The following is a 15,827-nucleotide window of genomic DNA, read 5'->3' on the forward strand; positions in this document are numbered from 1 at the left end:
GATACCCTCATATGCTTACTTAGAGCTTTTACAGGTAGAGCGACACGGCATAAGTTTAGATTAATACTGATACGATATCGTAACAGATGTAATTTCATGTTGCTAGCCTGTAAATGTGCCTGATAAACGCTGCCAATGTTGGTCTTCTTGTGCCGTGAAAGCGTGCTTGGCATCGAGTGCAAAGTAAGGGCTGTAAGCATCGGTGACTTGCTCAGTCTGCGATTCAATTAATCCTGCCAGCACAATACGACCTTTTGGTGCAATTAATGTGGCAAAATAAGGGGCAAGACCAATGAGTGGTTTTGCTAAAATATTGGCGACAATAGTATCAACTGGCGCAACATTATTTTGAGCGCAATAAGCATTGAATTCTTCAGGTAAGAAAGCTTGTAGCTTACCTTCAACATGATTGCGTGCCGCGTTTTGGTTAGTAGCCAGTACCGCTTGCGGGTCAATATCTACGGCATAGACGTGTCGCGCGCCTAATAATAACGCTGCAACCCCAAGAATACCGGAGCCGCAACCATAATCAATCACCACTTTATCGGTTAAATCCTGCTCTGTCAGCCAGTCAAGGCACAAGCGGGTCGTGGCATGATAGCCGGTTCCAAATGCCAAACCTGGATCCATAATAATATTGGTCGCCTCAGGATTAGGCGGTGTCAGCCAATTTGGGACAATCCATAGATTATTGGCGCATTCAATCGGGTTGTAATGCGACATCCATTCACGTTCCCAGTCTTTATCATCGACCGACGTCACCCACGTACGACTGGCGTGTACTTGCGCGGCAATATCGTGACTCAATTGCTCAACCGCTTGTCGGCTACCAATATCTGTCGTGGCATCAAAAAGCCCTACCAAGATTACCTCATCCCACAGCGGCGATTCCCCAGGTAACGGCTCAAATAACGGCTGATCTCCGGCATCATCTAGCGAGATAGATAATGCACCCGCTTCTAATAAGAGTGCTTCTGCGAAATCAACATTTGCTTTTTCACATTGTAGGTGCAGTTGTTGCCATGCCATAACGATAACCTTAAGTTAAAATAAATAAAAATTGGGATAAATAATAGTTATTATGCAGTACTTATTATTGATAGGTAGTGCTTATTTTTGAAAAATTAAAATAATTGCTGCTAAAAAATGACTACTTGAGTCTCTAACGTAGAGCTTGCTGCGCCTCTTTAATAACGCGTGCATTGTTCTGTAGTTGCCCTGAGCGCAATACAAGCTGCCATAAAGCACGACGCTGATTGGTATCTGTCGAGAAACTGAGACCGCGTCGTGCCATGGCTTCCGCTTTATGCGGCTGATTCTTTTTAAGCGCCACTTGTGCCAAATAAAAATATACCGCTGACGACTGAGGCACGAGACGTTGAGCACGAGTAAAGCTACTTTCTGCAGCAGTTAAGTCCCCTGCTTGTAGTTGACTCATACCGGTTTGCATTAGTTTTTGAAATGCTGGCAAGCTGCTATTATTCGAGGTAGTAGCATGAGTCGGCTGTTGTGATTTTTGGCGTGCGCGTTCTAATAAATCCTGATAAGAGGGAGGTACAGGTTGCTGTATTTTTTCATCATGGTGAGAAGGCACAGCAGGTGCTTGTTGTGTTATGCGGTCTGAAGACGTTGGCAGCTTAGGTATGATATAAGGTTCAAGAGGGTAGTGCTGTGCCTCATCTTCGTCGACATAGTCATCTTCGGTAATCATATATTCTGAAGTCGCATTTTTTGAAACGACATTTTTTGGACTCATATTTTCTGAACTAACAATGACTTTAGTGACAGGAACTTGAGTGACAGACGTTTTGATACTATTAGTAGACGTCGTTGTAGTAGACATCGCTGCTATCGGTACCGTTTCACAGGCAGTTAGGCTGAGTGTGCCGATTATCATGCTGCTGATAAACATCGTTTTAGAGAGTTGCATAAACAACGTCATCTCAAGCCCCTTGTCTAAATTTAAAAAATGCTACTTACTGGCTCTTGAACAAGTCAATAGCACGTTTAAACACTTTGCCAATACTTTCGTTCATGTCATCATTACTATTTTGCTCATCAATGACTTCATTATTCGGAATATCTAAACCCTCACGGCGGCGCTGTTGATTGATATCATCTTGCTGACTTTGCCACTGCATTTGTTCACGAGCACGGTCTTGCTGGTACAAGTCAGTCGCACAACTACTAGTTTCTTGTGGTAAGTATGCCGACATGACTGGCAGATAGCGCGCATCAGGGCAGCGCTCATTAGACAGTTTACCAGAGTTATTTTCAAGCCATAACCATTCAATTCCTTCAGGTTTCGGCATCGATACGGGCGTTAACTTAAGACGGCTCATATAGTCAACCCATACCGGTAATGCCCCTGTGCCACCACTTAAACCAATCGGTTTGTTGTCATCACGCCCGACCCAAACCACGCTGACATAGTTACCGCTATAGCCTGCGAACCAAGCATCACGGTAGTCATTAGTTGTACCAGTTTTACCCGCTAAATTAAGGTCGCTACCAAGCGATTCAATGCGTCTAGCCGTACCAGTTTTGACCACTTGCTGCAAAGCATAGTTGGTCAAGTAGTTGGTCTCAGGTGGGATACTGCGCTGAGTGTTCAGCCCTGTACGTTGTAGAATACGCCCTTTATCATCAATGACCGTACGAATACTATGAATGGGTGTGCGAAAACCACCAGTGGCAAAAACTTGATAAACACCAAGCATATCCATCGGGCTAAGATTGACTGAACCTAATAATACGGAAGGATAGTTAGGAATTTTTTCTTCAACCCCTAAGCGGCGTAACTGTTTGGTAAAAGTATCAATGCCAAACTCCATGCCTAAGCGCACGGCACTTTGGTTATACGATTGGGCAATTGCGGTGGTGAAAGATACCTGACCATGATCGCGCCCGTCATAGTTTTTAGGCGTCCAGTCGGTACCATCGCTTAGATTAACCGTAATCGGTGAATCATCTATAGAGCTTGCCAAATTATAACGACCACTTTCTAACGCGGTCATATAAATGACCGGTTTTAATAATGAACCCACTTGGCGTTTGGCATCGACAGCACGATTAAAGCCAGTAAATTCGCTACCACTGCCTACCACAGCAACCAGCTCGCCAGTTTCAGGGTTGGCACTAACCAATGCGCCTTGTAACTCCTTGGTTTTGCTGCTCGTACGACGTAGCTCGTTAAGTTTGCTGGAAACAGATTTATCCGCTGCCATTTGGGTAATAGGGTCCAGCGTACTGATAATAATGAGACCTTCATTTTTGAGGTCATCTGAATAATAAACGTCATTAAGCTCACGTTTGACAATATCTAAAAAGTCAGGAAAACGGCTTTTACCGTCCGCAGGTTTATCAATAACGCTGAGTGGCTTAGCGATAGCCGTATCATAGTCTTTTTGCGAAAGTGTGCCTATAGTCAGCATATTATTCAGTACAATATTACGGCGTGTTTTAGCGGCTTCTGGATGGCGGCGTGGATTGTAGACGCTCGGTCCTTTTGCCATACCCACCAATAAAGCTTGCTGATCGATACGCAACTCACTAAGTGGCTGGTCGAAATAAAACTCTGAAGCCAAGCCAAAACCATTAATGGAGCGATTGCCGTTTTGACCCAAGTAAATCTCGTTGAGATAAGCCTGCAAAATCTGATCTTTGCTATAATGCAGCTCAAGGAGCACTGCCATTATTGCCTCATTCGCTTTACGTTTAATCGTGCGGTCAGAGTTGAGGTAAAAGTTCTTAATCAGCTGCTGCGTAATGGTCGAGCCACCTTGTCGAGCGCCCCCTGTAAAGTTATTCAGGACAGCGCGACCGATACCACGTACCGAAACCCCTTTATGTTCATAAAAACCACGATCTTCAGTAGCAATCAGCGCATCAATCAGCGGCTGCGGCACGTCTTCTAATGAAACGACCAAGCGATCTTCATTATTATCGGGATAAATACCGCCAATACTTACCGGCTCAAGTCGAATAATTCCTGATGCATTTTGTTGGGTGCTTTGAATCGACTTAATCTTATTATCCACGATGGTCATCTTGATAACTTGTTCTTTATCAACATCACTGGCGCTATAGGTAAAACCACGTGTATGAATAATGTAATCATTGCCTGACTTATAAAAAGTACCCGTGCGCTCATGAAATTTATTGCTGCGGTAATTGAGCAGCTCAAGCCACGTTTTAATGGTGCTATCGTTTACTTTGGCGTCTTGATAGAGTTCAAGCGGCTGTGAGTACACCTTTGCTGGAATATCCCAGCGTTTACCCTCGAACTTATTGGTAATGGTACGATCAAGCTTGACCAAATACAGCGCCAATAAAACCATGCCAACGATGACAATAATTAATAAAATACTGCTAAACACAAGCCCACGCTGCTGCGACGGTAGGGTATTTACGGCAGACTTAGGATACTGTGATAGAGTAGAAGGGGATTTTTGCACTGATAACGCACCATTTTGACATAAAAAAACTGTTCCATAATGACGCAAATTGACAAGATTTTCAATCTATCATCATCGACGTCTTGATTCATTAAAGCCAAGCGGGGAAGGTGTATACTAAATGTATTCACTATCAACCATCTATATGCCACCTTTTTAGGCTTTTAATCTGATGGCTCAGTACCATATAACCTAATGATTCATCTGCTTATTACCTAGTTTTGATAATAATTATTGCTGATTTTTCTATACATGAGTTGACTGAGCAGCCTATAAGTTCACGTTGCTTTGTTTATTTTAAGCTTAGAGTTGTTCCAAGCAAGCCTGTCTAAAGGAAATTATATCTGCCATGTCCAGCGCCTTGTCATCTACCGCCGCTCATTACGACGCTCACTCTATTACTCAAGGCTTGGTGCTACCACCAGCAGGACAATGTTTTCATTGCGGTGACCCCGTGCCACGACCACCTTTTCATACGAAGGTATTGGGAATATCGCGTGAGATGTGCTGTATGGGTTGTCAGCTCGCGTCACAAAGCATCGTGGAGGCTGGACTTGAGCAATATTATCTTGATCGCTCAGAGATTAACCGCACAGCAAGTTTGCCCACGCAGTTGAACCGTCTAGAAGCCTATGACCACGATGAAATAAAATCGCAATTTGTCTATGCACAGGACGGTCTATCGGTGGCGGAGTTGTCCGTTAATAACTTGCGCTGTGCGGCGTGTACGTGGTTAATTGAGTCGCGGTTATATGAAATCGAGGGCATTAGTAAATGTCAGGTGAACTTGACCAATCAGCGTATGCGTGTGGTGTGGGACGAAAGCAAATTGCCGATTAGCCGTATCTTAGCGGTGATTAATGCTCTCGGTTATGAAGCCAAGCCGTATCGGCAAGATACCCACGAAGCGATGTTGGCAAAACATACCAATAAAATGCTGTTACGACTGGGTATTGCTGCGCTTGGGGCGATGCAAGCGATGATGTATGCCGTGGCGCTCTATTTTGGTGAATATAGTGACATGTTGATAATGCAGCGTGATTTTTTACGTTGGGTATCGTTATTTGTTAGTATTCCAGTGTTCTTTTATGCGGGTGTGCCATTTTTTACCTCGGCATGGTCAGCGATTCGCGCGCGCCAAGTTAATATGGATGTACCGGTTAGTATCGCGCTGATTTTTACTTTTTTCGCCAGTCTTTACGCGACTATTACTGGACATGGTCAGACCTATTACGATTCGGTCAGTATGTTTATTTTCTTTTTATTGGCAGGGCGTTATATTGAGCACAATGCACGTCTAAAAGCGGCAACGATGGCGAATGATTTGGTCGTCGTTGAACCTATTTTAGTACAAAAAATTGCGGAAGATAAAGCCGCGGCTGAGTTAATTTTACAGCATTTAAAATCGTCTGATAATAATGAATCTCCCGCAGTTATTCCTAATGTGCTAAACACTCAAAGTGACGTTCTAAGCACGGCTACATCAAGCACAGCCACACCAAAGTTTTCACCCGATTTTATGCAAAGTATGGACGCTGGCACGCTACAAATGACGACGCGTATTGCCAAAGAATGGCAGCAGAAAGCCAATCCGAAAATGCAGTCTTCAGTACAACAACCGACTACTGAACAAAATCTAAGTATAGAACAAAAAAAAATGGTAACCGCGCAAAGCCTGCAAGTTGGCGACATCATTATGATTGATGCCGGTGCTGAAATTATCAGTGATGGTATTTTGCTCAGTAAAACTGCCACCGTATCCCAAAGTTTATTAACAGGCGAGGGCGATTTAATCCTCAAAAATGAAGGGGATTATATTGTCGGTGGTTCACAGAATGACAGTCAGCCCTTTGTAATGCTGGTGACCGCACTGACGGAAGACAGTCAGATTGGTCTGATTGATAGGCTCATGAACCGTGCAATGAGTGAAAAACCAAAACTAGCGCAGCAGGCGGATAAGCTGGCTCGCTGGTTTGTCGCCCGAATTTTGGTATTATCGGTATTGGTGTTTGTGGGTTGGTATATTGTAGACCCAAGCCAAGCGCTGTGGGCGACCGTCGCGGTATTAGTCGCCACTTGTCCTTGTGCGCTCTCGCTCGCCACGCCTATTGCTTTAACCGTTGCGACCAATCGTTTGGCGAGCTATGGCTTTTTGACTACTCGCGGTCATACGCTGCAAACCTTAGCAGAGATTACCCATGTTGCTTTTGATAAGACAGGAACGCTGACTTATGGTAAGCCCAATTTATTAGATATTGAGTTATTAGCGCCCATTAACGCTATATCGGACGTCACTGACCAAAAAGATAAGGTGTTATCCATTGCAGCTGCTCTAGAAGTTGGCAGCCGGCATCCGATTGCGCATGCACTGCTTACAGCAGCCTATCAGTTGCATTTACCTGCTACTCAACATTTACAGCACTATCCCGCAGGTGGCGTAGAGGCGCTGATTGATGGGGTGTTATATCGAATCGGTCATGTGAATTTTGCTTTAGACAGTCAGGGCAGTCATAAGTTAAATATTGACTTAGATACCCATCGTGCCAGCTCGGCGGTGGTATTATCTTATCAAACCTTGCCTTGTCAAACATCATCTTGCCAAAAACAGTCTGCTTCATGGCAAGCGTTGGCTTGTTTTTACTTTAATGATAAGGTGCGTGATACGGCAAAACCGATGCTAGATAAACTTAAAGCACTCGGTATTGACTCAATAATGCTAACCGGCGACCCAAGCCCACAAGCGCTTACACTTGCAGATTCTTTAGGGATGCAGTCGGCATATAACGGATTATCACCCACAGATAAAGTGAACCATATTCAGCAATTACAAGCGCAGGGCGCAGTGGTACTTATGGTTGGTGATGGCATTAATGATGCCCCCGTTTTAGCTGCTGCTGATGTGTCAACCTCCATTGCAGGTGCTGCTGATTTGGCGCAGGTATCAAGCGATAGTATTATCCTTAACGGTCAAATTGAAGCCATTTACGCCGCTAAACGTATCGCTAATAAAACAGAATGTATTATCAAACAAAACTTCCGCTGGGCACTGGGCTATAATTTTAGTGTCCTTATACCCGCCGTGTTTGGTTATGTGCCACCGTGGCTTGCCGCCATTGGTATGTCACTTAGCTCTTTAATCGTGGTGCTCAATGCACTACGTTTAAAACGGGCTTAGTTTGTTTTAATATCAATAACTGAAACGTAAAAAACCGTCTGTCGCTATTTGCAACAGACGGTTTTTATTTTTCATCATCCATCAGCAGTGATAAAAGCTTATAAATTAATCTTGTAGATAGCTTAGCAGACGCATAAATTCAATATACATCCATACGAGTGTAGCAAGAATACCGATGCTGAATAACCATTCATAGTCTTCAGAAACCCCTGCTGCAACGCCACGATCAATGTTATCAAAGTCCATTAACAGCGTGAAAGAAGCGATAAGAATTACGAATAAGCTAAAGCCAATAGAAATCATGCCGCCTTCAAATAAGAACGGTAGGCTTGAGCCAAAGGCTAGCGACAATATCCACTGCGCGACATAAACCAACATAATAGCAATCAGGGCTGAGGTAACGATTGAGCGAAATTTCGCAGTCACTTTAACCAGTCCAGAACGGTATAAGCCCAGCATAACCGCTGCGGTCACAAAGGTTGCACACATTGCAGTAACGGGCACGCTTGGATACATTCTCATGAAAAATAGTGAGATACCGCCTAAGAAAATACCTTCTAATAGTGCATAAGGCACTGCAAAAGTTTTGGCTTTGTGTGGTTTAAAAGTGATAAACATTGCCAAGCCAAATGCGGCGAACATACTGCCAAAGGCTGCCATTGTAATAAAACCTTGCGACAGACCTGCCATAAGCGCATAAAAGAAAAAGCCCACACCAGTCAGGGCAGATAACCCAAGTAATAAACTGGTCTTTTGTATTACGCCTTTGACGGTCATCGGCGTGCCACCAATCGCAAGCTCTGCGCGACTGACAATAGGATTAGCCATAGAAGTGTCCTCAATAAAAATATAAATAAAATGTTAATGTGATAGATGTCGACTACTCTAGCAAAAACGCCATTATTGTCAATTGTGTTTGCGTGATGATACTCAAAGCTTAGCGTCTTAAGATAGATGCTAGCTTACTAATATAGAGAGTCATGTTAAGTAGCGACGTTTATGCGTCTGAAAGCAGTGCATAATAGAAAGTACATGGGGTCAATTACGACAGTTAACAACGATAATCGCTAAAACATGCTAGTTTAAGCAGCCAATTATCGTTATCATTGTCCCGTATTTTAAAGCCCTTTTTAAAGCCATACCGAGTCATTTTATGGAAAACTCAGCGCAGTCAGAAAGATTGCCACCCTTACATGAATCAGAACTGTTGCATGCCATCAAAAACCCCGCCTTTCGTCGTATTGGTCTCATGGGGCGGGCAGGAAAACGCAGCGTTATCCAAAGTCTTACTAGAGTTGCCCAAACTGTCAATGAGATGGGTCTGACGCTGATTATGGATGTAGAAACTGCCAACGTACCAACCTTAGACCTTACTGAAATAGAAAAAGTCAAAATCGTTGAGCGCAGTTTAATTGGCGAGATTTGTGACTTAGTCATTGTCGTTGGTGGTGATGGGTCAATATTGCACGCTGCGGAAGCGTTAGCACCTTATCGCGTGCCTGTACTGGGTGTCAACCGTGGTCGCCTTGGATTTTTAGCCGATGTTAATCCTGACGAGGTTGATTTTAAACTGCGTCAAGTATTGATGGGTGACTATCAGCTGGATTATCGATTTTTATTGGCAATGGAGATTCGGGAAGGGGAGCAGATTATCCATGCCGATATGGCACTCAATGACATCGTACTCCACGCAGGCAAGTCCGTACATATGATCGATTTTCAAATGAAAATTGACGGTCATGATGTTTATCGTCAACATAGTGATGGCTTGATTGTCGCTACTCCTACCGGCTCAACGGCTTATGCACTATCCGGTGGTGGTCCTATTATCCATCCGAGTATGGATGCGATATGTCTGGTACCGATGCATCCGCATACGTTATCGAGTCGACCCATTGTAGTGAGTGGTAATAGCGACATTAGCATTCGTATTCATGAGGACAATCGTACGCAGCCGATGGTCAGTGCAGATGGTAAACAAGGCATGCCACTTGAGCAAAATCAGCGCTTATATATTCGTAAACATCCTGATAAATTGACCTTATTACACCCACCAGGTTTTGACTTCTATGAGGCTTGCCGCACCAAGCTGCACTGGAACGTACATGCTGAAGAGTTCAGTCTGGATACCGATGATGATATTATTGAAAATGAATGATTAACAACGACGAATTCACGACAAGCATTTGACGATAAAAAATTGAACGTTCACTATTTAATTGATAGCATAAAAAATGCTAAACACAAGGTAGAGGAGTGTAGATAGGATGGATAAAGAGACGATATTAGCAACACTAACGCCTGAAGTGGTTGAGAAATTTCGTATGGCTATTGAACTGAGTAAATGGTCTGATGGTCGTAAATTAACTGCCGAACAGCGCGAAACTTGTATGCAAGCGGTTATGATTTGGGAGCATGAACATCTATCCCCGTCTGAACGCACTGGCTATATTCATAAACCCATAAAAAGTGATGGCTCTATCGTTGGCGAGGAATGCGATGTTGAACATGAACATCATTATCCCAATATGCCAAATCCGAAAGGCGCTATTCAACCCGTAAAATTTCGTGATAAATAATGTTTTATAAACGGTATGTAATAAACAATGTCTAATAAATAAGACGTTGATGAATCAGAAAGATGTAATAGTGATTATTTATTACGATAAAAAAAGCCACGCTATCTGAATAGTGTGGCTTTTTTATCGTATTTTACAGTCGATTAAATGGCAGTCGTGTCAATGCTTCAAAGCTCAGTTAAAGGGTTATTTTGCATCAAAAACCCTTGCCAACCCCAATGTAAAAAATTACGAATATTGGCATGATCGACACCATTTGGTGTTGCTTGCACGTGTGCATAATGCTCACCGAATAGCTTTAAGGTGTCCAGCTGATTGAGACCATGATGTTTGGCAAAACCAAAAATCTTGGCACTGCCTTCATTTTCGCCAGCAGCATTGTGCACCATGCCATTGACAAAGGGCACAGGAACATAATGATAAAAGTCATCAATAAAGCTGATAACATCCTTGAAACCAATGGCTTTTTTATTCAAACCATTGAGTAAAGCCGAAACGTCTGATTGGCGGAGACTCATAAATAAATGACCTCAAAGCAAGTAGCAAAAGCAGAAAATAATTTATGCTGAATAGATGCTTAGTGATTAAATGTTAAGGATGACGGCTTAGCGGTTAAAATAGTCTTCGTCATCGAATGAAGGCGCAAAGTTGCCTTGTTCAAGATGTTGCATTTGCGACTGTACCGACCGCTCGTGTTGAATACGCTGATAAATCTCTTCACGATGTACCGCAATATCTTTTGGCGCATTCACACCAATTCGTACCTGATTGCCTTTAACGCCTAGGACAGTCACACTGACCTCGTCACCAATCATTAAGGTTTCGCCCACGCGGCGTGTCAAAATTAACATGCGTCACACTCCTTATGTCGCATCAACAAGTTATTACTCATTAGATTATATCTCAGTTGCAGGATATCACTTATTCATGCGACTTGTAGGTTTTCTAAGATAAAATTGTTTATCTATAAAAATCCGATAGCTAGGAAAATCACCTAGATGCGGTGAATAGTGATGATAATAGGTAAATTCATTTAGCCCAAATGAACGAATCATTATAAGTGCCAGCATAGAGACTGTCACGGCTTTTCACAAAACTGCGCGGTAAATACTAAGAGCAGCAACTAAAAGGCAAATAAAAGGTAAAAAAATAGGGTCGTAGAAGACCCTATTAAATCAGTAATGGCCAAATATTGTGAATAACGGTTTTGATAAACTATATGCTTTACCAATTAAAGCTTCTATACATCAAAGGATTTATAACTTACCGCTTTTATCACTAACGATTGTTATCAATAAAGACGGTTATTAATCAAGACTGTTATAAATTATTGTCCAGCAACTTTAGTGTCACCGTCTACGCGGTCAAGACCAAAAGCAGTATGCAGTGATTTAACCGCTTTTTCTAAATATTGCTCTTGGATAAGCACTGATACTTTGATTTCGCTGGTTGATATCATTTGGATATTGATATTGTTTTCAGCCAATGTTTGGAACATCAAGCTAGCAACACCTGCGTGTGAGCGCATGCCAACGCCAACCAATGATACTTTAACGACATCACTGTTACCGATCACTTCTTTAGCACCAATCTCGTCTTTTACTTCTTCATTCAACACTTTCATGGTTTTTTCCATGTCAGAGCGATTGACGGTGAAGCTAAAATCAGTCATGCCATTGGTCGATAGGTTTTGGACTATCATATCAATTTCGATATTTGCGCGACCGATAGGGCTTAAAATTGCCGACGCAATACCAGGGTGATCAGGCACATCGCGTACCACAATTTTTGCTTCATCGCGATTAAAGGCGATACCTGAGATGATTGCCTGTTCCATGTTGTCTCCTTCGTCTATCGTAATTAGGGTGCCGACATTGTCTTGAAAGTCTTGATCAAAGCTGCCGTCATTGTCTTCATCAAAGCTAGACAACACGCGTAACGGTACGCCATATTTACCTGCAAACTCTACCGAGCGAATTTGCAAAATCTTTGAGCCCAAACTCGCCATCTCTAGCATTTCTTCAAAAGTAATCTTTTCAAGTTTTTTGGCTTTTGAAGTGACCCGTGGATCAGTGGTATAAACGCCATCGACATCAGTATAAATCTGACATTCATCCGCACCCAATGCTGCTGCAATCGCAACACCAGTGGTATCAGAACCGCCACGACCTAAAGTGGTCGCATTGCCTTGCTCATCTATACCTTGAAAGCCTGCAACGATAACCACATTACCGGCGTCTAATTGCTCACGAATATTTTTATCTTCAATAGACTCGATACGGGCTTTATTATGCGCGCTGTCAGTTTTAATGGCAACTTGGCGACCAGTAAAAGACTGTGCGCCAACACCCAGTTCTTTAATCGCCATGGCGAGCAGTGAGATGGATACTTGCTCACCGGTTGACACCATTTGGTCATATTCACGTGGATCAGGCTGGCTGCTGATTTGGCGTGCCAAGTCGATAAGACGGTTGGTCTCGCCGCTCATAGCAGAAACAACAACGACAATTTGATGACCGTTATCATGCCAGCGTTTCACCCGCTTAGCGACATTTTTGATACGGTCGATACTGCCCATTGAGGTGCCGCCGTATTTTTGTACTATTAACGCCATAAAATGTACCTATTATTATCAAAGGCTCTCGCTCAGCATCAAGCAAAACGAATGTCATTATTGATTGAGTGTATGAAGATAAAGCCTAACTATAAAAAATATAACGATTATAAAATAAGTGGTTTTGTAGAATGCTCTGCTGTATTGCCGTTCTTGCTAACCGTTACACGTTATACCATATTTGCACTATAAATTTAAGACAAGACACGAGCTAAATAGATGGTAATTGGTTATGAGGATCATAACCAATGGTATCGCGTAGACTGGTGTTTTTAGCAATAACCATTTAACTGCTTAACCAAGTTGACTCTCTAACCAAGCAGGTAGGGCACTGATAACGGTGACGCTATTATCTCCTTTTGATGCACCGCCTTGCGCGTAGTCAGGCTTACCGCCGCCTTTACCACCAAGCTCACCTGCCAAATGACGAATGATGTCACCGGCTTTGACGCGAGCCATCACAGATTTCGCCACACTTGCCGCTAGTGCCAATTGTTCATCTTTATCACCAATGAGAACAATAATGCTATCAGGTAGTTTCGATTTAATATCGTCCATAAGCGTACGAATAGACTTACCATCGACACCGGATAAAGTGCTGATTAAGACGGGTGTACCCGCGATAGTCTGTACGTCGTCAAGTAAATTGGCGGCTTGGGCACTGGCGATTTTTTGCTCTAAGCGTTCAAGTTGTTTTTCAAGATCACGCTGTTTATCGCTCATGGTGCGTACGCGCTGGGCAACTTCTGGGCGTTTTACTTTAAGTTGTCCTGCAAGTTCGCTCAATTGCTGCTCGCTTTGTTGAATATATTTTACCGCATTCATGCCAGTCACGGCTTCAATGCGGCGAATACCTGCGGCAATACCGCCCTCGCTAGTAATTTTTAACAGTCCAATATCACCCGTACGCTGCACATGCAAACCGCCACACAGCTCAATCGAGAATGGCTGCTGCTTACCATCAACGATAACATCCGTACCCATGGTTAGAACGCGAACATCGCTACCGTATTTTTCACCAAACAATGCCATGGCGCCTTTATCCATCGCTTTATCAATAGACATATTTTCGATACAAGCAGGGGCATTGGCTTGAATTTGCTCATTAACTAAGCGTTCAATTTTGCTGAGTTCGGCAGGGCTAACAGGCTTATCATAAGAAAAGTCAAAACGCAGGACTTCACTTGATACCAACGAGCCTTTTTGGGTCACGTCGCTGCCCAATACTTGACGTAAAGCTGCGTGCAATAAATGCGTCGCAGAGTGATTTTTGGCACTTGCCGAGCGAATACTAGACAGCACTTGCGCATCAGCCACTTGCTTGGCATTTATTTCGCCCATGGTGACGACACCATAATGAATAATCGCTTGCCCTGATTTTTTGGTATCTTGCACTTCGAACACACCAGACGCACTGCGAATTTCGCCAAGCTCACCGACTTGTCCGCCACCTTCAGCATAAAATGGCGTACGGTCAAGAACAATAACGCCTTCCATCCCTTCAGCTAAGCTATCAACCGCTTTACCGTCTTGATAAAGCGCAACGATATTGACATTATCGTCATGCAATTGCTCATAGCCAATAAAGGTCGTTGGCGTCTCGACTTGAATGACACTGCTATAATCAACGTCAAATTTTCCGGCATCACGCGCGCGCTCACGTTGCGCTTGCATGTGTTCATCAAACTCGGCTTCATCGATACGAATACCGCGCTCACGCGTAATATCTGCGGTCAAATCAACAGGGAAGCCGTAAGTATCATATAACTTAAATGCTGCTTCACCTGACAATACATCGCCATCTTGTAAACCTTCAAGCTCAGTAGCTAATAAACGTAAACCTTGAGCCAAGGTTTTAGCAAATTGGGTTTCTTCTTTTTGAATGGCGTTTTCAATTACGCTTTGTTTGGCGACAAGTTCAGGATAAGCCGTGCCCATCTCTGCTACTAATGGCGCAACCATTTGATAAAAGAAATCGCTTTCTGCGCCAAGCTTATTACCATGACGCACTGCACGACGAATAATACGGCGCAGCACATAGCCACGACCTTCGTTGCCTGGCATCACGCCATCAGCAATCAAAAATGATACCGCACGGATATGATCGGCAATCACTTTTAACGATGATTGTTGCTCATTATTAATGCCTAAAATCTTAGCAGCCGCATCCATCAAATGGGTAAATAAGTCGATTTGATAATTGCCGTGAACGCCTTGCATGATGGCGCTTATACGCTCAAGTCCCATACCAGTATCAACACTTGGTGCCGGTAGTGGCAACATCGTACCGTCTTTTTGGCGATTAAACTGCATAAACACGCAGTTCCAAATCTCAATATAGCGGTCGCCATCTTCTTCAGGTGTACCGGGTAATCCACCTTCGATATCGGCACCGTGGTCATAAAATACTTCGGTACAAGGACCACAAGGACCGGTATCACCCATCGTCCAGAAGTTATCCGAGGCGTATGGTGTGCCTTTATTATCGCCAATACGAATAATACGTTCTGCTGGCAAGCCGATTTCGTTGTGCCAAATATCAAAGGCTTCATCGTCAGTATGATAAATGGTCACGTACAAACGCGTTTTATCAATTGCCAACCAATTGTCAGCGGTTAAGAACTCCCAAATATAGGCGATACCTGCTTGCTTAAAGTAGTCACCGAAAGAGAAATTACCGAGCATCTCAAAAAAAGTATGATGGCGGGCGGTATAGCCAACATTATCCAAGTCATTATGCTTACCACCAGCGCGCACACACTTTTGTGAGGTCACGGCACGCGTATAGTCGCGAGGTTCCATACCCAAAAAGGTCTCTTTGAACTGATTCATACCCGCATTGGTAAATAATAGCGTCGGGTCATTATGCGGAATCAGACTTGATGATGGAACTGGGGTATGCTGCTTGCTTATAAAAAAATTTATAAAGGCTTGGCGAATATCGGCTGAGCGAAATGGCTGGCTCACAGCGGCTCCTTACTGGCGGATAGAATGAATGAGAA

10 protein-coding genes and 1 pseudogene are annotated in these 15,827 nt (G+C 43.4%); 3 read left to right on the top strand and 8 right to left on the bottom strand.

What is annotated here, in order from left to right:
• Positions 1-102: 102 nt before the first annotated feature.
• From prmA to mrcB, 3 genes are all read right to left on the bottom strand, one after another.
• Positions 103-1,029, bottom strand: a complete 927-nt coding sequence (gene prmA / locus AOC03_RS10980; RefSeq protein ID WP_062535960.1) for a 50S ribosomal protein L11 methyltransferase — start codon at positions 1,027-1,029, stop codon at positions 103-105.
• A gap of 133 nt (positions 1,030-1,162) precedes the next feature.
• On the bottom strand, positions 1,163-1,930 hold the full coding sequence (locus tag AOC03_RS10985) for a tetratricopeptide repeat protein (protein WP_227514241.1): 768 nt from the start codon (positions 1,928-1,930) through the stop codon (positions 1,163-1,165).
• A gap of 46 nt (positions 1,931-1,976) precedes the next feature.
• Positions 1,977-4,457 carry a penicillin-binding protein 1B gene (gene mrcB, locus AOC03_RS10990; protein ID WP_084785850.1) on the bottom strand — a complete coding sequence of 827 codons (2,481 nt, stop codon included), beginning with the start codon at positions 4,455-4,457 and terminating at the stop codon, positions 1,977-1,979.
• Positions 4,458-4,806: 349 nt separating this feature from the next.
• On the opposite strand from mrcB, the gene AOC03_RS10995 reads away from it, so the two are divergent.
• The gene (locus AOC03_RS10995) at positions 4,807-7,632 is read left to right on the top strand and encodes a heavy metal translocating P-type ATPase (RefSeq protein WP_062535964.1); all 2,826 of its coding nucleotides are present in this window, start codon (positions 4,807-4,809) and stop codon (positions 7,630-7,632) included.
• A gap of 105 nt (positions 7,633-7,737) precedes the next feature.
• Here AOC03_RS10995 and AOC03_RS11000 read toward each other — a convergent pair whose 3' ends face one another.
• Positions 7,738-8,460 (bottom strand): Bax inhibitor-1/YccA family membrane protein, encoded by a 723-nt coding sequence (locus AOC03_RS11000; protein ID WP_062535967.1) that lies wholly within the window; start codon positions 8,458-8,460, stop codon positions 7,738-7,740.
• A 325-nt stretch (positions 8,461-8,785) separates the two neighbouring features.
• Between AOC03_RS11000 and AOC03_RS11005 the strand changes: the two genes are divergently transcribed.
• Positions 8,786-9,790: an NAD(+) kinase gene (locus AOC03_RS11005; RefSeq protein WP_062535969.1), complete on the top strand. Its 1,005-nt coding sequence runs from the start codon at positions 8,786-8,788 to the stop codon at positions 9,788-9,790.
• 109 nt (positions 9,791-9,899) lie between these two features.
• Entirely contained in the window at positions 9,900-10,211 is a 312-nt protein-coding gene (locus AOC03_RS11010) for a YeaC family protein (RefSeq protein WP_062535971.1), read from the top strand.
• Between the two features lie 167 nt (positions 10,212-10,378).
• Here AOC03_RS11010 and AOC03_RS11015 read toward each other — a convergent pair whose 3' ends face one another.
• From AOC03_RS11015 to alaS, 4 genes and pseudogenes are all read right to left on the bottom strand, one after another.
• Positions 10,379-10,729, bottom strand: a complete 351-nt coding sequence (locus AOC03_RS11015) for a HopJ type III effector protein (RefSeq protein ID WP_062535973.1) — start codon at positions 10,727-10,729, stop codon at positions 10,379-10,381.
• 165 nt (positions 10,730-10,894) lie between these two features.
• Positions 10,895-11,062: pseudogene (gene csrA / locus AOC03_RS11020) on the bottom strand (carbon storage regulator CsrA); the annotation flags it as partial.
• A 476-nt stretch (positions 11,063-11,538) separates the two neighbouring features.
• Positions 11,539-12,825: an aspartate kinase gene (locus AOC03_RS11025; protein ID WP_062535975.1), complete on the bottom strand. Its 1,287-nt coding sequence runs from the start codon at positions 12,823-12,825 to the stop codon at positions 11,539-11,541.
• 294 nt (positions 12,826-13,119) lie between these two features.
• On the bottom strand, positions 13,120-15,792 hold the full coding sequence (gene alaS / locus AOC03_RS11030) for an alanine--tRNA ligase (RefSeq protein ID WP_062535977.1): 2,673 nt from the start codon (positions 15,790-15,792) through the stop codon (positions 13,120-13,122).
• Positions 15,793-15,827 lie beyond the last annotated feature (35 nt).

Origin of the sequence: Psychrobacter urativorans (assembly GCF_001298525.1) — a bacterium.
Taxonomy (GTDB): Bacteria; Pseudomonadota; Gammaproteobacteria; order Pseudomonadales; family Moraxellaceae; genus Psychrobacter; species Psychrobacter urativorans_A.